The organism is Pseudidiomarina piscicola, from assembly GCF_902806985.1.
Taxonomy (GTDB): domain Bacteria; phylum Pseudomonadota; class Gammaproteobacteria; order Enterobacterales; family Alteromonadaceae; genus Pseudidiomarina; species Pseudidiomarina piscicola.
Window position 1 is genome coordinate 139,121 of record NZ_CADCXY010000004.1, and the last position, 19,103, is coordinate 158,223.

Genomic DNA, 19,103 nt, shown 5'->3' on the forward strand with positions numbered 1-19,103 from the left:
AGGTTAGTCGATATCAAGTGGCTCTGGTGACAAGATCACGCCGGTATTATCAGCATAAATATGATCGTCAGGTAGGAAGGTGACACCACCAAAGTTAACCGGCACATCCACATCACCCACGGCTTCAGCCGGCGCGCCGACAGGAATCGAGGTGATGGCCATAATGCCAATATCAAGCTCATCAATGGCGTCGACGTCGCGCACGGCGCCGTAACAAATAATGCCTTCCCAGTCGTTATCTAACGCGAGTTCAGCAACGGCCACGTCGATCAAGGCGCGACGGTTTGAGCCGCCACCATCAATCAGTAGCACTTTTCCCGTGCCCGGCTGTTGTACAACCTCTTCGATGACGCCTTTGTCTTCAAAGCATTTTACAGTGACCAAGCGGCCGCCGAATGATACACGTCCACCGTAGTGAACAAACATTGGCTCCACCACATCGACCATGTCGGGGTAAAGATCGCAAAGTTCCGAAGTATTGTATTCCATTGCTAGTCCCCTACTGATTACGTCATTGCTATGAGAAGGATGGTTTCAGCGACAGTATAGCCGCTAAATCGCCGCTACAAAAGGCACAACGCAAAACACTGATGTCAGCCGCTATAAAATGAAGCGGCTGAGATCTTCGTCTTGTGCAAGCTGACCTAAATGCTGGTCAACATAAGCTGCATCAATGCTGACTTTCTGCCCCTGCAAATCACTGGCGCCGAACGAGACTTCTTCCATAAGTCGTTCAAGCACTGTGTGTAAGCGACGTGCCCCGATATTCTCGGTTGTCTCATTGACGTGAAAGGCGGTTTCGGCAATACGCTGAATACCGTCCTCGGTAAATTCAACCGTGACGCCTTCAGTTTGCATTAAGGCAATGTACTGGGTGGTCAACGAGGCGCTTGGTTCGGTTAAAATACGGACAAAGTCACCACTTGTGAGCGCATCAAGCTCAACCCGAATAGGTAAACGGCCCTGTAGTTCCGGTATTAAATCCGAGGGCTTGGTCATTTGAAACGCGCCCGAGGCGATAAACAGAATATGATCGGTTTTAACCATGCCGTGCTTGGTTGAGACCGTCGTACCTTCTACCAGCGGTAACAAGTCACGCTGTACCCCTTCGCGCGACACATCGGGGCCGTTACTGTCTGAGCGTTTACAGATCTTGTCAACTTCATCAAGAAAAACAATACCGTTTTGCTCTACCGAGTGTAGGGCCTGCTCTTTCACCTCTTCGGGATTGAGCATTTTGGCCGCTTCTTCTTCCACCAGTTGTTTGAAGGCGTCTTTGATTTTCAGTTTACGCGGCTTACTTTTGTCCTTGCCGAGGCTTTGAAACATATTTTGCAACTGCGAGGTCATTTCTTCCATGCCCGGCGGGGTCATGATCTCAACGCCCATTTGCGGCATCGCTAAATCGATTTCAATTTCTTTGTCGTCGAGCTTACCTTCGCGTAATTTTTTGCGGAACACTTGGCGAGTGTTACTTTGCTCGTGTTCGGTTTTTTCTTCATCGGCCCAGCCTTTGGCGGGCGGTAATAGAGCATCTAAAATCCGGTCTTCGGCGGCTTCTTCGGCGCGAAAACGTACTTTCTTCATCATCTGCTCGCGCGTTTGTTTCACCGCAGTGTCGGTCAAGTCGCGCACTATCGATTCAATTTCTTTGCCGACATAGCCCACTTCAGTAAACTTCGTCGCCTCAACCTTAATAAAAGGTGCTTTGGCCAGCTTCGCTAAGCGGCGCGCGATTTCGGTTTTACCAACACCTGTTGGGCCGATCATCAAAATGTTCTTCGGGGTCACTTCTTGGCGCAGTTCGTCGTCTAACTGCATACGGCGCCAGCGGTTTCGTAACGCCACCGCTACCGCTTTTTTGGCGTTGTCTTGGCCAATAATGTGACGATTTAATTCATCGACGATTTCACGTGGGGTCATATCAGACATTGGCCACAGACTCCTGTTCTTCAATGGTTTGGTGACTATTGGTATACACACAGATATCACCCGCAATGGTCAAGGCGCGCTCGACAATTTCTTTGGCATCTAGCTCGGTGGTATCTAGCATTGCGGTCGCCGCAGCTTGTGCGAAGGGGCCGCCGGAACCTATTGCGATTAAATCACGTTCGGGCTGAACCACGTCACCGTTACCGGTAATGATCAGCGACGTATGTTTATCGGCGACCGCCAGTAAGGCTTCCAAGCGCCGCAGCGCACGATCGGTACGCCAGTCTTTGGCGAGTTCCACCGCGGCGCGCATCAAGTTCCCCTGATGTTGCTCGAGTTTTGCCTCAAAACGTTCAAATAAGGTGAAAGCATCGGCGGTACCGCCGGCAAATCCAGCCAGTACCTGATCGTTATATAAACGACGCACCTTGCGTGCGTTACCTTTCATGACAGTGTTGCCAAGTGATACTTGGCCATCGCCACCGATGACAACTTTGTCACCGCGACGGACAGATACGATTGTAGTCACAAATACATCCTCTTGTTTGCTCTATGCAAGCAGTTATGAGGGCATAATCTATGAATTCAATGGCGTTTACCGAAACTAACGATTAAAGGTTCCAGTTCCAAATTTGACAACCATGGATGCGCGCCCGTTGTAGTTTATGGCGATCAGCTTCGGCATCTCGTTTGGTTTCGTAAGGACCCAACACTACGCGGTACCAAGTGTTATTGTTGGAAGGGTAGACTTTGCTCTCCAACCCTTGCAGGGCAATCGCCGCGCGCAATCGCTCGGCATCAGCTTGTTTCCGAAAAGAGCCACACTGCATTAACTTTGGCGGCCCCAATTCGCGTTCAGGAACATCAACCTCTACCTCAAGATTTTCCAGCTCTTCAATGTACTGCCAACGTTCCTGTGGCTTCTCTGGCATAGGTTCAGCAACAACTTCAGCCGACTGATCTGGCGTATCTGTCGCTTGCTGTGGCGCTGGTGGTGTAGCTTCATCGCTTTTACCACCGGCAATAAATCGCAAACCACCCACTAACGCGGCCACCAACAGCACCGCCAAAACCACCACGCCCCAAGGTACTTGGCGTTGTGACTTTGCGTTGCTCTTGCGCTTTTGCGGCGCAGGTTTTCGTTTGGCCGGTCGTTTCCGGTTTGCGTAATCCATGCTTACATTTTTTCCAAGGTGTCAATACCAAGCAACTGAAGCCCTTGCTCTAAGGTTTTTGCGGTCAGTGCCGCAAGTTTCAAACGGCTCTGTTTTACCGCCGAGTCTTCTGCTTGCAAAATTGGGCAGGCTTCATAAAAGCTTGAAAAGGCACCCGCCAACTCGAATAAATAGCCGCAGAGGAAGTGTGGCATCGCCTTGTTCGCAACCGAATGAACCACTTCGTTGAAACGTACTAAGGTATTCGCTAAGGTCTGCTCACGTTCGTCGTTTAACACAAATTCGCCCGCTAAGTTGGTCGGCTCAACGCCTGCTTTGGCAAACACACTCATCACCCGGGTGAAAGCATAAAGCAAATAAGGCGCCGTGTTGCCTTCGAAGCTTAGCATTGTGTCCCAGTCGAAAATATAGTCACTGGTACGATTCTTCGATAAGTCAGCGTACTTGACGGAGCTGATGCCAACTACTTTCGCGACCTGGGCTTGTTGAGCTTCAGTCAAATCTGTATTTTTCTCTTGCAGCAGAGCTAAGGCCCGCGCTTCTGCTTGGTCGAGTAGGTCAGCAAGTTTGGTCACACCGCCATCACGGCTCTTGTAAGGGCGGCCATCTTTGCCCATCACCGTACCGAAGCCATAGTGGTCCATTTGCAGATCAGCTCGGGCAAAACCAGCTTTCTTGGCCAAGGTGAATATTTGTTGGAAGTGCAAGCCCTGACGCTGGTCTACGAAGTACATCAGGTGGTCACCGTTGAGCACATTTTGACGATACCGTACGGCCGCCAAGTCAGTGGTGGCGTATAAATAGCCACCGCCAGATTTTTGCACGATCACCGGCAATGGTTCGCCTTCTTTGTTTTTGAATTCATCAAGGAAGACACACTGCGCACCTTGGTCTTCGACCAGTAGCCCTTGCGCACGAAGGTCGGCGACCACATTTGCTAAGTCGTCGTTATAAGCGCTTTCTGCCATCACGTCGTCACGCGTAAGTTGCACCCCCAAGCGGTCGTAAACCTCTTGGCAGTGACTCAGCGAAACGTCGATGAACTGTTGCCACAAGGCTGCGCACTTCGCATCACCCGACTGTAAAGCGACCACCAACTCGCGGGCACGGTTCGCGAACTCCGGGCTTTCGTCAAAGCGTTGTTTTGCGGCTTTGTAGAAGGTTTCCAAGTTGCTGAGTTCCATCGCCAACTCTTTGCCTTCGAGCTCTTCCATGTGCGCTAGCAGCATACCGAACTGGGTTCCCCAGTCGCCGACATGGTTTTGTCGCACCACTGTATGCCCTAAAAACTCTTCGACCCGCGCAACTGCATCGCCAATAATGGCTGAGCGCAGGTGACCCACATGCATTTCTTTAGCAAGGTTCGGCGACGAATAATCAATCACAATGCGTTTGCTTTGCTCAGCTGTTTGCACACCCGTCTTGGGGTCTTGGTAGGCGTGCTCAAGTTGTTGGATAAGTTGCGCTTGGCTAACGACAAAGTTGATAAAACCGGGGCCCGCGATACTTGCATCTGCAACCAGGTTATTTTCCGGCAGTGCTGCCAGCAACGCTTCTGCCAGTGCCCGTGGGTTCATACCAGCGGGTTTGGCAAGCATCAACGCGAGGTTGGTCGCAAAGTCACCATGGCTTTTATCACGCGGACGGTCCAGTTGGATGCGCGGACTCACGTCGGCCGGTAACGTACCTTGCTGTTTTAGGGTGGCCACCGCGGCCGCTAATAGTTGCTCCAACTGCTCTTTCATTACATCCAACCTTGTGAAATTCGGGAAGCGGCATTTTACTTGCTTCTCAGCAGAAAAAAAACCTTTGCTAACTAGCTAAAATCTTGCGGATCGACATCCAACGACCAGCGCACGCGACGTAGCTCAGCGAGCTGCGTTAACTGCGGTAAACAATGCTGCAACAGTTGCTGCCGTAAACCGCGTTGTTGGCATTGTAGCAGCAACTGATAACGATAGCGCCCAGCACGTCGTTCCATCACCGCTGGCATCGGACCTAACACGGTCACCTCAGGGTGCGTCGGCAAGTGTTGGGCAATTGCTTGCAACGCTGCCTGCGCATGCTGTGCCTCGTGGGCTTCGGCGCGAAACAACGCCAGTTGGCCAAATGGCGGCAGTTGCGTTAGCTCGCGCTCTTTGAGTAGCGAGCGCGCAAACGCCGCATAACCATTTTGAATAAGGTCTTGTAATAAATCATGATCTGGGTGATGAGTTTGCAATACAACAGTCCCGGGCGCACTCGCACGCCCAGCGCGACCGGCGACTTGGGTAATCAATTGACCAAGGCGCTCGGCGGCACGGAAGTCTGCACTGTACAGCGCCCCATCAATATCAAGCATGGCGACTAAAGTCACATGCGGAAAGTGATGTCCTTTGGCAATCATTTGCGTGCCTACCAACAGCGGATACTTGTTCTCGGTCGCATCGGCGAGGTGCTGCTGCAGACTGCCTTTTTTGCGAGTGCTGTCACGATCGATACGCAGCACCGGGTAATCAGGAAACAGCTCGGTTAGGCTCTGTTCCAGCTGCTCTGTGCCAACCCCTCGCCCGACCAACTGCGTTGAGCCACAGTCGTGACATTGGGCCGGTAAGCGCTGTTGATCACCGCAATGATGGCATTGCAGCAACTGTTGCCGTTGATGCACCGTATAATAGGCGTCGCAGCGACGACATTGGGCTAGCCAGCCACACTCATGGCAGAGTAGTGCTGGTGCAAAACCTCGCCGGTTAATAAACACCAGTACCTGTTGACCACGTGCGAGCTCTTCCCGCATACGCTCAATCAAAGGTACCGACAACCCAGCTTTTAGTGGCATTTGCTTTATGTCGACCACGCTATGCCGCGTGGGCCGAGCTTGCCCCGCGCGTTGGGTCAGTTGCAAGTGCGCGTAACGCTGTTGAGTGACGTTGTTGATGCTTTCTAGCGACGGCGTTGCTGAGCCTAAAATCACCGGCACCTGCTCTTTATGCCCCCGCACAACCGCAAGGTCTCGAGCATGATAGCGGAAGCCTTCTTGCTGCTTTAGCGAGCTGTCGTGCTCCTCGTCGATGACGATCATGCCGAGTCGCGAAAACGGAGTGAAAATCGCCGAACGTGTGCCGATGACGATGGCTGCTGCACCATTTTTGGCATCCAACCAGGCGTCTAGTCGTTCTCGATCTGTAAGCGCCGAATGCAACATCACAATCGGTACTGCAAAGCGCTTCTGAAAACGCTGTAAGGTTTGCGGTGTTAAGCCTATCTCTGGCACAATCACCAACACTTGTTTGCCCTTGCGTAGCACTTCGGCCATGGCCTGCAAGTAGACTTCGGTTTTCCCGCTGCCCGTGACCCCTTCAAGCAAATACGTTTGCGGGCGCTGCGCCGCCCCAATCGCGGCTACCGCAAGTGCTTGTTCAGGGTTTAACTGCAACGGCTCGCTGCCAATGGCAAAGGTCCAGTCACGTTGGGTGCTAGGTTGATGCTGGAAAACCTCAATCAACTGTTTGTCGATGAGTGCTTTCAATGCCGAGAGCGAAAATTCCTGTGCGACAATGTCACGCCGCAGCAATGCATTGGCTCGTAGCGCTGCAAGCAAACGTTGTTGTTGCTTCGCGCGTCGTAGGTCGTTTAACTCGAGCTGCTGGCCAGCCGTTGTGGCCCGGTACGCCTGCGTAGTTTGGTAGTTCGCGGCTTCCCCTTGGCGTAGGAATACGGGCAGCCCGTGCGCAAGTACTTCACCCAACGGGTGCTGATAGTAATCGGCGGCCCAATTGAGCAACTGCCACACCGGCTCGGTGAGAATCCTTTCGTCATCAATAATGCGCGCTACCGATTTTCGTTTATAAGCACTGGCGGTGGGTTCCACAGGTCCCATACAAAACCCGACTAATTGGCGCGAACCAAACGGCACTTGAATGCGCGCACCAGTGGCCGGTACCGTTGCACAGTCGTAGTCGAAAAGACGCGCAAGGGGCACTGGAACCGCCACTTGAATGACGTTACTTGAGGGAGTCGGAGGAGTGCTCTGGGCTGCTTTTATGGCTGCATTCATAGCTGCTATTGTGCGGTGCTAAAAGCATCGGCGCAAGCACGATCCTGTGCTTGATCATTTATCAAGCTTAGGGTAGAATTCGCGCCCTATTAAACCTTGGTGAAAACCATAACATTAACCACGTATGGTGTCCGGCAACAGATCGGATGGCGATGCGGCCCAATTGAGGTAACCCCTATGAAAGCAGGAATCCATCCTAAGTACGAAGACATGAGCGTCACTTGTTCTTGTGGCAACTCGTTTGTAACTCGTTCAACCAAAGGTGGCGAATTGCACCTTGACGTATGTTCAGAGTGCCACCCATTCTACACTGGTAAGCAGCGTATTATGGACACTGGTGGTCGTATCGACAAATTCAACAAGCGTTTCAGCGTCTTGGGTGGTAAGAAGTCGTCATAATTTAGACGCTTCCACTAAAATTTTGAAGAAAGGCGCCAAAAGGCGCCTTTTTTTATTGCTAACGAGGCCACATCGCCCTGCATGGTTGGTTTTGCGCCTGGTGCGTTTTTAAACAACTCGCAAATCTTTAGGATTTCCTCAAGCCCAAAATAACTTACGGTGCATCAGGTAAGATTTGTTATTCGCTCACCAGCCTCTACAATGACGTTAACTCAGTCACTTTATAGCGATGTTAGGCATCGTTTTCGCGTCAAAAGGTAGGCTACTTAATGTCTGATTTCCGTAAGCAAGCTCTTGATTACCATGCACTGCCCACCCCGGGTAAAATAAGCATTGAACTCACCAAGCCAGCAGAGACAAGCAAAGACTTGGCGCTTGCCTACAGCCCCGGCGTCGCCGAACCCGTTCGTGCCATCGCTGAAAACCCTCAAGAGGTGTACCGCTATACCGCGAAGGGAAATATGGTGGCGGTTATTTCCAACGGCACCGCTATTTTGGGTTTAGGAAATCTTGGTCCAATGGCATCAAAGCCAGTGATGGAAGGTAAGGCACTGCTGTTCAAGCGCTTTGCTGGGCTCGACTCAATCGACATCGAGGTTACGCATCGCACCACGCAAGATTTTATTAATACCGTCGCAAATATTGCCGACAGTTTTGGCGGCGTCAACTTAGAAGATATTAAAGCGCCCGAGTGCTTTGAGATCGAAGAGGCCCTCATTGAACGTTGTGATGTACCGATTTTCCACGATGACCAACATGGTACCGCCATTGTGACCGCTGCCGGTTTACTGAATGCTTTAGAAATACAAGGCAAAGAGCTACGCAAAGCTCAAATCGTTTGTTTAGGTGCGGGAGCCGCGGCGATTGCCTGCATGGAACTATTGATTAAATGTGGGGCACAACGTGAGCACATCTATATGCTCGATTCTAAAGGTGTCATTCACACCCGTCGTGAAGACTTGAATCAATACAAAGCCTTGTTCGCCAACAACACCGACAAACGCAGTCTTGAAGACGTTATTAGCGAGGCAGACGTGTTCGTCGGCGTGTCAGGGCCTAATCTGCTAAGCCCGGAAGCTTTAAAGCTGATGGCCGATAAGCCCATCATTTTTGCCTGTTCCAACCCTGACCCGGAAATTAAACCAGAGCTCGCCCACAAAGTGCGCGACGATTTGATTATGGCGACGGGCCGTTCAGACTATCCAAACCAGGTAAACAACGTTTTATGTTTCCCCTTTATATTCCGCGGCGCACTAGATGTTCGTGCTCGAGCTATCAACGACGAAATGAAAATCGCCGCGGTTGAAGCCATCCGCCAACTCGCCAAGGAGCCGGTTCCGGACAGTGTATTGAAAGCTGCAGGAGTCGAAAAACTCGAGTTCGGGGTCGACTATATTATCCCGAAGCCTATCGACCCGCGATTGAAAACCCGCGTCTCTCGCGCAGTTGCTGAAGCAGCCGTTGCGTCGGGTGCCTCGCGTATCGATTTACCGAAGAACTATATGGTGGAGTAACCACCTTGTTTCAGCATCTCCGTTAAGATGACTCTGCTCCAAAACATGACCTGCTCTGGGTCATGTTTTGTCGTTTTCGGTTCATAGATCACGATCAATGGCGCCCCTACGTCACAATACTGACTTGGGTCAAAACCATTCCACGACAAACCAAGCCCAACAATAGTTGCATCTGTTGGCATCCCCAGCCGGTTCGCGACCTGCTGGTTAAAGCCAGCATAATAAATTTCTTGCCCAATGGTACTCGCCTGCTCAGTTGAAGCAAAACAATGGACATGTTGGTAGCTTGGTGCGCTTACGCAAGCGTTGAGTAAAATCGCCATTACCGAAAGCATGCAAAGCCGTGACATAAGGGTTAACTCCTGTTTCGTGATCATTCCTTTTTATTCCTTCATATTCATGTTTTTATGCATGCAGGAATAGCTAAGAATAAGTCTTGATTTTCATCAAGAAGGATAAAACCGATGACACTAGGTGACTACTTAAAACAACAACGTACCGAACAAACATTGAGTCAGGCTGAACTCGCAGAAAAAATGGGGGTAGAACAATCCTACCTATCAAAACTTGAAGCCGAACGTTCACTTCCCTCGGCAGAGATTCTTACCGCATGGCTGACCGCCCTGGAGCTTGAACTCGACGATGTTTTAGCGCATCTCGATCGCGCCTACCTACATGCCAAATTAGCTCGCATTCCCAGTATTGATGCTTGGCTCCGCCAGCAAAAAGTGCAGAGCCTGGTGCGCGAACGTATTCGTTTGTATGCCGCTGTACTGTGTATCGCTGTGGCCGTACCTATGTTTTACTTGGGGTACACCAAGCTACTCTTCGACGAATCTATTTACGAATACGAGTCGCCCGGTGTGGTACTGCCCGGTGAACCCCAGGATATTTTCGCCTTAGCGCCACAACTCCAAAATGGTAGCTTAAGTGAGCGCCACCAAGCTCACGTAGACATACTAAAGCGACGCGATCCTAAAATACGACTGTTACAAGACTATCGCGGCGCACAGTTTAGTCAAGCGATTCCCGAAGCACCTAATGATGGCTTTACGCGCACTTATTACCTCGAAAAAACGCACCAAAGAGCGCGTTGGCCCAACACTCTTTTACAAGCGCTAGGGCTATTCATAGGCACCGCGGGTGCGGTATTGCTGATGGCTTTATTGAGAAAACCTAAAAGATAATAGTTATGCTTGTTTACTGCATTTATATTCATTATACTGGACCCATATTAAGCCAGTGTGAAGCAGTGAATGAGTCAGCAAGAATCTATCAATTGTGCAGTTTTCGGCGCCAGCGGCTATAGCGGCGTCGAGCTTGCGTGGCTATTGCATAACCATCCATTCTTCACCCTAAGTTATGCTTTTACCTCAGGCGCACGTGAAGCAGAGCCTATCACCGCTCTTTACCCGCAATTAAACGGTCGGTGCGAACTTACTCTGCAACCTTGGCACTCGGATCTGCTGCCGCAATTGGCGCAGCAGGTTCGAGTGGTTTTTTTAGCGCTGCCCCATGCCGTAAGCGCCGAACTAGCGCCGCAATTGACCGCAGCGGGTTTGATCGTGTTCGATCTTTCCGGCGCATTTAGGCTTGCGGATGCACGACAACACGCGATGGCATACGGCTTTCCTCAGCCGCAGCTTAATGCGCCAGCCCATTATGGCATTGCTGAATTTTCTGATTTACAGGGTAACGAACCTTTAGTCGCGGTCGCTGGGTGTTACCCCACTGCTGCAGCTTTAGCATTGCGCCCCCTTAAAGCACTCCTTAAGCCTTCGAGTGTCGCCATCGTCAACGCTGTAAGTGGTGTCACTGGCGCGGGGCGAAAAGCACAGCTGGCGAGCAACTTTAATGAAGTTAGCTTACAAGCCTATGGCGTTGCCAATCATCGACATCAACCGGAAATGGCACAAAGTATCGGGTGCGACATTTTATTCGTTCCTCACTTGGGAAATTTCAAACGGGGCATTTTGGCCACTGTTTATGCCGAGCTTGCGCCGGGCACAACCCAAGCAGCAATCGAAGATAGTTTTCAAGCCTGCTATCACAATCAACCGCTGGTACGGTTGGTGGGCACACCTCCCAAGCTACAACAGGTGGTCGGCACACCTTATTGCGATATTTATTACAAAACCCATGGCTCAACACTGATCCTAAGTGTCGCCATTGATAATTTACTTAAAGGTGCTGCAAGCCAAGCGGTGCAGCTGGCAAACCAGTATTTCCGGTTACCCGCAACAGCCGGTTTGATCAACCAGGGAGCCGTCGTATGAGTGTTCCTTTGGTGATAAAGCTTGGCGGTAAAATGCTGCAAGATGAAGCGGCTTTAGCGCAATTTTTTACTACAGTGCAGCGGCTTGCTGCACTACGGCCATTAACACTCGTGCATGGCGGCGGCGCACAAGTACAGTCTCTGCTAGAGCGGCTCGGCACTGTGAGCCAAAAGCTAGATGGTCAACGCATAACTCCCGCCGACCACATGCCTATTGTTGCGGGCGTGCTGGCCGGCGATGTTAACTCACAGCTTTGTGCGATTGCCGCCCAGCATGGCTTGCAGAGTGTTGGCTTAACGGCTCAAGCAGGCGCCATGCTGAAGTGTGACATCGACTCGAAACGAGGCGCTGTAGGTCATCCGCAAGCGGGGTCCAGCCATTTACTGCAATTACTCATCGACAATGACTACCTGCCCATAGTCAGTTCGATTGGCATTAGTCCCGACGGCCAACGGCTTAACATCAATGCTGATTTGGCTGCGGCGGCAATTGCTCAAGCACTTCATGCTGACCTCATTTTACTCACCGATGTAGAAGGTATTCTTGACCATAACGGCCAGCTTATTGAGTCCATAACCGCTGCCCAAGCACCTGCTTTGATCAGTGAGGGCGTGGTTCGTGAGGGCATGGTGGTTAAGCTCAACGCCGCTTTACAGGCGGCTTTGCAGTCGCGACGAAGCATCGCGGTGGCTGGCTGGCATGATGCCAACGCGCTGACCCGACTGGCGAAGGGTGAAGCGGCCGGAACCCGCATTCGTTATTAACCGAGCCATTTTAGACTTTTACTTTTCTCAGCTTAGAAATTGGACACTCTCATGCAAGATTTATTAGCACTTAGCGACTTAAGCAGCGCTCAAGTAACGCACCTGTTGGAACTAGCTCAAACCATTAAACAGCGTCCCACGGCTTGGCAGCATCACTTGCAAGGCAAAAGTATTGCCTTGCTATTCGAAAAGCCCTCATTGCGCACTCGAGCCAGCTTTGCCGCCGGCATTCAACGCCTCGGGGGCCATAGCATCTACCTAGATGCGGCAAACCTCATTGGTGAACGAGAACCGGCCAGTGATGTTGGTGCCAATTTGGCGTTGTGGCACGACGCGATTGTTGCGCGAGTGTACTCGCAACACACCTTGGAGCAACTGGCGTCGGCCTCTGATAAGCCGGTGATCAATGCGCTCAGTGATAGATGCCATCCATGCCAGGCCATGGCTGACTTGCTGACGTTGACCGAACAGCTCGGCGACTTGAAGCAAACGACGCTGACCTATGTCGGCGATGGCAATAATGTGTGCCAAGCTTTAATGGCTGCAGCTGCACTGGTAGGTATGAATCTTCAAATCGTGGTTCCTAAAGGTTATGAACCCGACCCTAAAGCGTTTTTACAAGCACAAACTGTGGCGGCCGAGAATCAATGTGAAATCACCTTACAAAATGATTTTAGTCAGTTGCAACAGACCGACGCCATTTATACGGATACCTGGCTTTCCATGGGTCAAAGCCGTGACAACAACCAGGTTATGCATGATTTAGCCTCTTTCCAAGTCAACCAAGACGTGATGCAGCAACTTGGGGCGAAGTTCTTTATGCATTGTTTACCCGCCTACCGCGGCCGTGAAGTCACCGCTGAAGTCATTGACGGACCACAGTCATTGATTCTACAGCAGGCCGAAAATCGTCTACACGCACAAAACGCCATTTTAGTTGAGCTATTCGCAGGAGCCCACGCATGACCAAGCAGCAAGTAAATAAAGTTGTCCTCGCCTATTCAGGGGGATTAGACACCTCTGCCATCGTGCCGTGGCTCAAAGAAAACTATAACTGTGAAGTCGTCGCTTTCGTCGCGGATGTCGGGCAAGGCGCCGACGAACTTGCAGGCGTTGAAGAAAAAGCCATCGCTTCAGGCGCTAGCAGTTGCTATGTGGTCGATTTAAAAGCGCAGTTGGTAAACGACGTTATTGTGCCGACCTTAAAAACCGGTGCCCTTTACGAGGGCCAATATCTGCTGGGCACCGCTGTGGCACGGCCAGTAATTGCCGCTGCACAGGTTGAAATAGCGCGCAAAGTTGGGGCCGATGCATTGGCGCATGGCTGTACCGGTAAAGGCAACGACCAAGTGCGCTTCGAAGCAGCATTTGCTGCCCTAGCACCTGACCTACAGGTGATTGCGCCTTGGCGTGAGTGGCACTTAACCAGCCGGCCTCAACTACTGGCCTACCTTGAAGAGCGAGGCATTCCATGTAGCGCTTCGATCACCAAAATCTACAGTCGCGATGCCAACCTTTGGCATATTTCGACCGAAGGCGGCGAGCTTGAAGACCCGTGGAATGCGCCGAGCTCACAAGTCTGGTGTTGGACCACTGAGCCCGAGCAAGCACCGGACACTGCGGAACATTTGAGCTTAAGCTTTCACCAAGGCGAGTGGGTGGGCCTAAATGGTGAGGCCATAGACCCCGTTTCAGCCATCGACACACTGAACCAAATTGCCGGCGCCCATGGCGTAGGTCGGCTCGATATGGTGGAAAACCGTTTAGTCGGCATGAAGTCTCGCGGCTGCTATGAGACCCCAGCTGGAGCCGTACTTTATGCGGCACTACAAGGTCTTGAGAGTTTGGTATTGGATCGTAGCAGCCAAGACTATCGCATTCGCTTAGGCCACGAATTTGCCCAGTTGCTTTACGATGGGCGCTGGTTCACGCCACTGCGCGAGGTGATGCAGGTCGCGGCTGAAAAATTAGCCGAGCCGCTCACCGGCGAGGTGGTGCTGAAACTCTACAAAGGCCAGATAACCCTCACCCAAAAGCAATCGCCTAATAGCCTCTATTCAAGTGCTTTCGCGACCTTTGACGAAGACGACGTGTATCATCAGCACCATGCTGAAGGCTTTATTCGCTTGTACAGTTTAGCCTCACGCATTCGTGCGCTGCAGCAAGCCTCGGCAACTGACCCGCAAAGTGGAGGTACATCATGAGTTTATGGGGCGGACGATTCAGTGAGCCAAGTGCCGCTGAATTCAAGAAATTTAACGATTCGCTCGCGTTTGACTACCAGCTTGCAGCTTACGAGCTGCAAGCATCCCAAGCGTGGGCGCAAGCCTTGGCTCAAGCCAAACTATTAAGCGACGCCGAGGCGCGACAGTTAAGCGAGGCACTTACGGAGTTACAACAAGCCATTGCTGCTAACCCAGAGCTGCCGCTGCAAAGTGACGAAGAAGATATTCATAGCTGGGTTGAGGCACAGCTGATAGAAAAAATAGGTGCAACCGCGAAGCGGCTCCACACCGGCCGTAGCCGAAATGATCTGGTAGCTACCGACTTGCGGCTGCTCTGCAAGGCGCTAGGTCATCAGCTCATCGATGCTAACTTGGCCGCTATTCAAGCGCTTATGCAGTTTGCCGAGCGTTACCAAGCGGCGCCCTTGCCAGGCTACACCCATCTGCAGCGAGCGCAGCCAATCATGGCCGGGCATTGGGCATTAGCCTATGTACAAATGCTGCAACGCGACGTGAGTCGACTTAAAGAGAGTTTGCAGCGCCTTGATGTTTGCCCGCTGGGCAGTGGTGCTTTAGCCGGCACCACAGCGCCAATTGACCGCCAGGCTTTGGCGCAGAATCTCGGTTTTCGCGATGCCTGTGAGAATAGCTTAGATGGGGTTTCTGACCGTGATTTTGCGCTCGACTTACTCCATTGTGCCAGCACTGGCATGCTGCATTTATCACGCCTGGCCGAAGACGTCGTATTCTATTGTTCCGGTGAATCGGGCTGCTTTGCCATGAGCGATCGTATTAGTAGTGGTTCATCACTCATGCCACAAAAAAAGAACCCAGATTTATTCGAGTTGCTGCGTGGTAAAACCGGTCGTGTCTTAGGGCATCAACAGGCATTACAGATCACCTTAAAAGGTTTGCCTTTAGCGTATAACAAAGATCTACAAGAAGACAAAGAAGGCCTATTTGATGCGCTGCATACTTATCTGCAATGCCTACAAATGCTTTCTTTTGCGATGCCCGAGTTAAGTGTTAATACAACTCATGCGGCGCAACAGGCGACGCTCGGCTACAGCAATGCCACCGAGCTTGCCGACTACTTAGTTGGTAAAGGTATGCCCTTTCGTGATGCACATCACGTGACCGGGGCTGTCGTGCTTTACGCACAACAACAAAAGCAACCTCTGGAATCATTAACTTTAGCGGAATTTACTGAATTTTCTGAGGTTATCGACGATGATGTCTACCAAGTTCTTGAGCTAGACTATGGCATGCATCAACGGGCGGCCCTCGGTGGTACGGCGCCTGCGGCGGTGAAATTGGCGTTGAAACACGCCAACGACTGGCTACATGCCGCTGAAGCTGCGAGCAAGCACGTGCGTCAAGCGCGGCTAAGTGACGCGGATAAAATTTGCGACTTAATCGCCTATTGGGCCCACCAAGGAGAGAATTTGCCCCGCGATAAAGCCGATGTTCTACAAGCGATTCAAAGCTTTGCTGTGGCCGAATTAGACGGTGAAGTGGTGGGTTGTGCGGCGCTTTATGTCTATAGCACTGGCTTGGCCGAGATCCGGAGTCTTGGCTTGTTTCCGCAAGCTCAAGGGAAAGGGTTAGGCGCAGAGTTGGTCGCGTTACTGTTGTGGCGGGCACGCGAGTTAGGCATTCGCCGTACCATTGTACTGACGCGGGTTCCGGAGTTCTTCACCAAGCTTAACTTCCGCCTTACAGTGAAAGAGAAGCTACCAGAAAAAGTCATGAAAGACTGTGAACTCTGCCCCCGCAGACACAACTGTGATGAAACTGCGCTAGAGTACCTACTCTAACTCTTCATCGAGCTCTTCGTCGGTGGGTATCGGTAAGCCACGACGTTCCAGCTCGGCTCTGACATCAGCTGGCACCTTATGCGGATTGTCTTTACGTAAGTCTTCATCGGTCGGTAGTGGTTGACCGGTGAAGGCATGTAAAAATGCTTCGCATAGCAGCTCACTATTGGTGGCATGACGCAGGTTCTTAATCTGCCGACGGGTACGCTCGTCGGTAAGAACTTTAAGCACTTTGGTGGGAATCGATACAGTGATTTTTTTCACCTGTTCGCTTTTCTTACCATGCTCTACATAAGGGTAAATGTACTTCCCATCCCATTCCATACTGCACCTTCCACTGAATAACCCCACTTAATGAGATGAATTGTACAATGGTCTGCGGTACAGTCAACTTTATACGCTTAGCTGTCTATACGGCCTTTTTTCATGGCGCTTACAGTCGAGTGCTTTATTGCTAAGCCATGGGTACGTATAATCAGGGTTCACTCGTTAACAAGAGCGCACACGCATCATGAAGGTTGAGGTTTCCGACGCACAAATTCAGACCGTCGCAGAGCAGGTTCAAGTGCATAAGTTTGGCGGCAGCAGCCTTGCCGATGCTTATTCCTACCGCCGTGTCGCGCGCATCGTCACTGAGTACGCTGGGGCAAGCGACTTGGTGGTTGTGTCAGCTGCTGGCGATACCACTAACCGTATTCTAGCCATCCTCGATGCGAAAAAAAGCGGTGACGCTGACGGTGATTATGGCGTTGCCGAGGTACTTCTTAAACAGCTCGAGCGCTACCAACAAGGGCTCATCAAAGAGCTTCTCAGCGGTACACACCAACAACAGCTGCTAACCACCTCAATGGTCGACTTTGAACGTTGGTGGGACTGGCTAGCAGGTGCTGAAGAGATCGACAACCGCGCTGAATTGCTGTCCTATGGCGAGCTTTGGTCGGCACGGTTACTGGCGGCCTTGCTGAAACAACAAGGAACCCTTGCCGATGCCATCGATGCTCGCAGCTTTTTAGTCGCTGACGATGCGCCAGAACCCTTTATTCGTGTTGCGGAGTCACGAAGCGGACTGTTAAACCGTATCGCGGCCCATGCTGGTACCCGATTCGTGGTAACCGGCTTTATTTGTGCTGATGCCTCCGGTCGCTCACTGATTTTGGGCCGCAATGGTAGTGATTATTCAGCCACGTTGATCGGCAGCTTAATCGATTCGAAGCAAGTGACCATATGGAAAGACGTTGCCGGGGTTTATTCTGCCGACCCGCGTAAAGTCGAACGCGTCGTCAACTTGCCGATTTTAGACTGGCGCGAGGCCGAAGAACTTGCTCGCCTTGGCAGCCCAGTGCTGCACCCCCGAACCTTTCAACCCGTAAACCGCGAGCGCATGGTTATTGCGGTGCGTTCAAGTTTGAAAGTCGAAAATCAACAAACCCGAATAGGTTTATACGAAGATGCCGAGCCCGCGGGCAAAGTACTTACAGCTCTGTCTGAAGTGGTGCTGTTTCGTGTCGACTTACGCGATGCAAAACTTATTCAGGCTTTCGAAGATCTTGAGTTAACTCCGCTTATTAGCTGGAACGAACTGCAGCAACAGCACGCCTACTATGCGTACCACCAAAACCACTTAGATTATATGGAGCGCTGGTTAGCCTCGGTTGATAGCAAACAAAGTGCCTGCAAATTAACCGGCTACGCTATGTTGGCTCTGGTTGGTAACCGCATTCAAGAAACCGACGAATATACCTTATTTAAACAACAAACCAGTGAGCAAGCGTTGCGCCGACTGGCGTTAACACCCGACAATAGCGCGGTTGTTGCGGTGCTCGAACAAAAGCTCGACGACCGGCTACTCAATCGCATTCATAGTCAGTTGTTTAATCACCGGCGCAGTCTTGGTGTGTTGGTGGTGGGCCGCGGTAACATTGGCAGTGCTTGGTTGAGCCTGTTTCACCGTTTACGCGAGCGAATTAACGAACAAATGGACGTTCGCATTATTGGGGTGCTTAATTCGACACAAATGTGGCTCGACTACAACGGTCTAGATATTGCTGACTGGCAAGACAGCTTTGCCCGCCTTGCCCGGCCTTATGAGATGAGCCAATTGATTCCCGAACTGCCCAATGCGCCTTACGATGAACTGGTGATGCTCGACCTGACTGACGCAACGCCAGTGGCGCAACTCTACCCCAGCTTTTTTGCTAACGGCTTACACATTATTAGTGCCAACAAACGCGCCGGCGCATCCCATGAAAGTCAATACAACGAAATTCGTACGATTCAACAAGAATACCAACGTGAGTGGTACTACAATACCACCGTGGGGGCTGGCTTACCGCTGAATTATGCACTTAGCGACCTTCGCAATTCAGGCGACCGAATTCAAAGCATTTCAGGTATTTTTTCAGGCACAATGTCGTGGCTGTTCGAAAACTTCAATGCTGACGTTAAGTTCAGTGATTTGGTTCGTGAAGCCAAGGCACAAGGACTCAGCGAGCCCGATCCGCGGGAAGACTTATCGTGCCAAGACATTATTCGTAAATTGTTAATTTTGGCGCGCGAAATCGGCCTACAACTCGACTGGAAAGACATTGATGTCGACAGCCTGCTACCCGACTACTTAGCCGACATACCCCTCGACGAATTTATGCAGCGTTTACCAGAGCTCGACAACGCCATGCAGGACCTTTACCTAGATGCACAAAAAAATGGTCAGGTTCCGCGCCTGTTAGCCAGCTTTGCCGTTCAGGACAACGAAAAGGTGCGAGCTCGCGTCGGCATTGAGTACATTCCAGCAGGCGATATGCTTGCAAACCTTATCCCAGGCGAGAATATCTTTGTTATTTACACCGATTGGTATCACGAGATGCCGTTGGTTATAAGCGGGCCTGGAGCTGGTAAAGAAGTCACCGCAGGCGGCATACAGTCTGATTTAAATCAACTGCTCAGCCGCCTGGCCGACCATCGCTAG

The 19,103-nt window shown here is 51.4% G+C and carries 17 protein-coding genes; 9 read left to right on the plus strand and 8 right to left on the minus strand.

Annotated elements, in window-relative coordinates; genetic code table 11:
* Positions 1-3 precede the first annotated feature (3 nt).
* From rraA to priA, 6 genes are all read right to left on the minus strand, one after another.
* Positions 4-489 carry a ribonuclease E activity regulator RraA gene (gene rraA / locus PSI9734_RS09025; protein ID WP_173920798.1) on the minus strand — a complete coding sequence of 162 codons (486 nt, stop codon included), beginning with the start codon at positions 487-489 and terminating at the stop codon, positions 4-6.
* 111 nt (positions 490-600) lie between these two features.
* Positions 601-1,932, minus strand: coding sequence for an ATP-dependent protease ATPase subunit HslU (gene hslU / locus PSI9734_RS09030; protein ID WP_173920800.1), 1,332 nt, complete (start codon positions 1,930-1,932; stop codon positions 601-603).
* Positions 1,925-2,461, minus strand: a complete 537-nt coding sequence (gene hslV / locus PSI9734_RS09035) for an ATP-dependent protease subunit HslV (protein ID WP_173920802.1) — start codon at positions 2,459-2,461, stop codon at positions 1,925-1,927. The genes hslU and hslV overlap by 8 nt, the downstream gene beginning before the upstream one ends.
* Positions 2,462-2,543: 82 nt before the next feature.
* The gene (locus PSI9734_RS09040; RefSeq protein ID WP_173920804.1) at positions 2,544-3,107 is read right to left on the minus strand and encodes an SPOR domain-containing protein; all 564 of its coding nucleotides are present in this window, start codon (positions 3,105-3,107) and stop codon (positions 2,544-2,546) included.
* A gap of 2 nt (positions 3,108-3,109) precedes the next feature.
* Positions 3,110-4,852, minus strand: a complete 1,743-nt coding sequence (gene argS, locus PSI9734_RS09045) for an arginine--tRNA ligase (protein WP_173920807.1) — start codon at positions 4,850-4,852, stop codon at positions 3,110-3,112.
* Between the two features lie 71 nt (positions 4,853-4,923).
* Positions 4,924-7,143 (minus strand): primosomal protein N', encoded by a 2,220-nt coding sequence (gene priA, locus PSI9734_RS09050; protein WP_173920809.1) that lies wholly within the window; start codon positions 7,141-7,143, stop codon positions 4,924-4,926.
* 177 nt (positions 7,144-7,320) lie between these two features.
* On the opposite strand from priA, the gene rpmE reads away from it, so the two are divergent.
* Both rpmE and PSI9734_RS09060 read left to right on the plus strand, forming a co-directional pair.
* Positions 7,321-7,542, plus strand: a complete 222-nt coding sequence (rpmE, locus tag PSI9734_RS09055; RefSeq protein ID WP_173920811.1) for a 50S ribosomal protein L31 — start codon at positions 7,321-7,323, stop codon at positions 7,540-7,542.
* 269 nt (positions 7,543-7,811) lie between these two features.
* Entirely contained in the window at positions 7,812-9,056 is a 1,245-nt protein-coding gene (locus PSI9734_RS09060; RefSeq protein WP_173920812.1) for a malic enzyme-like NAD(P)-binding protein, read from the plus strand.
* Here the strand turns inward: PSI9734_RS09060 and PSI9734_RS09065 are convergent.
* The gene (locus PSI9734_RS09065; protein WP_173920814.1) at positions 9,041-9,406 is read right to left on the minus strand and encodes a hypothetical protein; all 366 of its coding nucleotides are present in this window, start codon (positions 9,404-9,406) and stop codon (positions 9,041-9,043) included. The two genes, PSI9734_RS09060 and PSI9734_RS09065, sit on opposite strands and share 16 nt — an antisense overlap.
* A 114-nt stretch (positions 9,407-9,520) precedes the next feature.
* Here PSI9734_RS09065 and PSI9734_RS09070 point away from each other — a divergent pair, with 114 nt between their 5' ends.
* From PSI9734_RS09070 to argH, 6 genes are all read left to right on the plus strand, one after another.
* Positions 9,521-10,243 carry a helix-turn-helix domain-containing protein gene (locus PSI9734_RS09070; RefSeq protein ID WP_173920815.1) on the plus strand — a complete coding sequence of 241 codons (723 nt, stop codon included), beginning with the start codon at positions 9,521-9,523 and terminating at the stop codon, positions 10,241-10,243.
* Positions 10,244-10,312: 69 nt separating this feature from the next.
* The gene (gene argC / locus PSI9734_RS09075) at positions 10,313-11,332 is read left to right on the plus strand and encodes an N-acetyl-gamma-glutamyl-phosphate reductase (protein WP_173920816.1); all 1,020 of its coding nucleotides are present in this window, start codon (positions 10,313-10,315) and stop codon (positions 11,330-11,332) included.
* Positions 11,329-12,096, plus strand: a complete 768-nt coding sequence (argB, locus tag PSI9734_RS09080) for an acetylglutamate kinase (RefSeq protein ID WP_173920817.1) — start codon at positions 11,329-11,331, stop codon at positions 12,094-12,096. Before argC ends, argB begins: the two co-directional genes overlap by 4 nt.
* 51 nt (positions 12,097-12,147) lie before the next feature.
* Positions 12,148-13,062: an ornithine carbamoyltransferase gene (argF, locus tag PSI9734_RS09085; RefSeq protein WP_173920818.1), complete on the plus strand. Its 915-nt coding sequence runs from the start codon at positions 12,148-12,150 to the stop codon at positions 13,060-13,062.
* Entirely contained in the window at positions 13,059-14,300 is a 1,242-nt protein-coding gene (locus PSI9734_RS09090) for an argininosuccinate synthase (protein ID WP_173920819.1), read from the plus strand. The genes argF and PSI9734_RS09090 overlap by 4 nt, the downstream gene beginning before the upstream one ends.
* Complete coding sequence (argH, locus tag PSI9734_RS09095; RefSeq protein ID WP_173920820.1) at positions 14,297-16,138, plus strand: argininosuccinate lyase; 1,842 nt, start codon at positions 14,297-14,299, stop codon at positions 16,136-16,138. The genes PSI9734_RS09090 and argH overlap by 4 nt, the downstream gene beginning before the upstream one ends.
* Here argH and metJ read toward each other — a convergent pair.
* Positions 16,130-16,462 carry a met regulon transcriptional regulator MetJ gene (gene metJ, locus PSI9734_RS09100; RefSeq protein WP_173920821.1) on the minus strand — a complete coding sequence of 111 codons (333 nt, stop codon included), beginning with the start codon at positions 16,460-16,462 and terminating at the stop codon, positions 16,130-16,132. The two genes, argH and metJ, sit on opposite strands and share 9 nt — an antisense overlap.
* Positions 16,463-16,649: 187 nt before the next feature.
* On the opposite strand from metJ, the gene metL reads away from it, so the two are divergent.
* On the plus strand, positions 16,650-19,103 hold the full coding sequence (gene metL / locus PSI9734_RS09105; RefSeq protein ID WP_173920822.1) for a bifunctional aspartate kinase/homoserine dehydrogenase II: 2,454 nt from the start codon (positions 16,650-16,652) through the stop codon (positions 19,101-19,103).

What these genes read in the sequence shown, in the direction of transcription:
- PSI9734_RS09040 (WP_173920804.1), bottom strand. Translation starts at nt 3,107, where the DNA reads ATGGATTACGCAAACCGGAAACGACCGGCCAAACGAAAACCTGCGCCG.
- rpmE (WP_173920811.1), top strand. Translation starts at nt 7,321, where the DNA reads ATGAAAGCAGGAATCCATCCTAAGTACGAAGACATGAGCGTCACTTGT.
- PSI9734_RS09070 (WP_173920815.1), top strand. Translation starts at nt 9,521, where the DNA reads ATGACACTAGGTGACTACTTAAAACAACAACGTACCGAACAAACATTG.
- argH (WP_173920820.1), top strand. Translation starts at nt 14,297, where the DNA reads ATGAGTTTATGGGGCGGACGATTCAGTGAGCCAAGTGCCGCTGAATTC.
- PSI9734_RS09065 (WP_173920814.1), bottom strand. Translation starts at nt 9,406, where the DNA reads ATGTCACGGCTTTGCATGCTTTCGGTAATGGCGATTTTACTCAACGCT.
- metL (WP_173920822.1), top strand. Translation starts at nt 16,650, where the DNA reads ATGAAGGTTGAGGTTTCCGACGCACAAATTCAGACCGTCGCAGAGCAG.
- argS (WP_173920807.1), bottom strand. Translation starts at nt 4,852, where the DNA reads ATGAAAGAGCAGTTGGAGCAACTATTAGCGGCCGCGGTGGCCACCCTA.
- priA (WP_173920809.1), bottom strand. Translation starts at nt 7,143, where the DNA reads ATGAATGCAGCCATAAAAGCAGCCCAGAGCACTCCTCCGACTCCCTCA.
- rraA (WP_173920798.1), bottom strand. Translation starts at nt 489, where the DNA reads ATGGAATACAATACTTCGGAACTTTGCGATCTTTACCCCGACATGGTC.
- PSI9734_RS09090 (WP_173920819.1), top strand. Translation starts at nt 13,059, where the DNA reads ATGACCAAGCAGCAAGTAAATAAAGTTGTCCTCGCCTATTCAGGGGGA.
- metJ (WP_173920821.1), bottom strand. Translation starts at nt 16,462, where the DNA reads ATGGAATGGGATGGGAAGTACATTTACCCTTATGTAGAGCATGGTAAG.
- argB (WP_173920817.1), top strand. Translation starts at nt 11,329, where the DNA reads ATGAGTGTTCCTTTGGTGATAAAGCTTGGCGGTAAAATGCTGCAAGAT.
- argC (WP_173920816.1), top strand. Translation starts at nt 10,313, where the DNA reads ATGAGTCAGCAAGAATCTATCAATTGTGCAGTTTTCGGCGCCAGCGGC.
- hslU (WP_173920800.1), bottom strand. Translation starts at nt 1,932, where the DNA reads ATGTCTGATATGACCCCACGTGAAATCGTCGATGAATTAAATCGTCAC.
- PSI9734_RS09060 (WP_173920812.1), top strand. Translation starts at nt 7,812, where the DNA reads ATGTCTGATTTCCGTAAGCAAGCTCTTGATTACCATGCACTGCCCACC.
- argF (WP_173920818.1), top strand. Translation starts at nt 12,148, where the DNA reads ATGCAAGATTTATTAGCACTTAGCGACTTAAGCAGCGCTCAAGTAACG.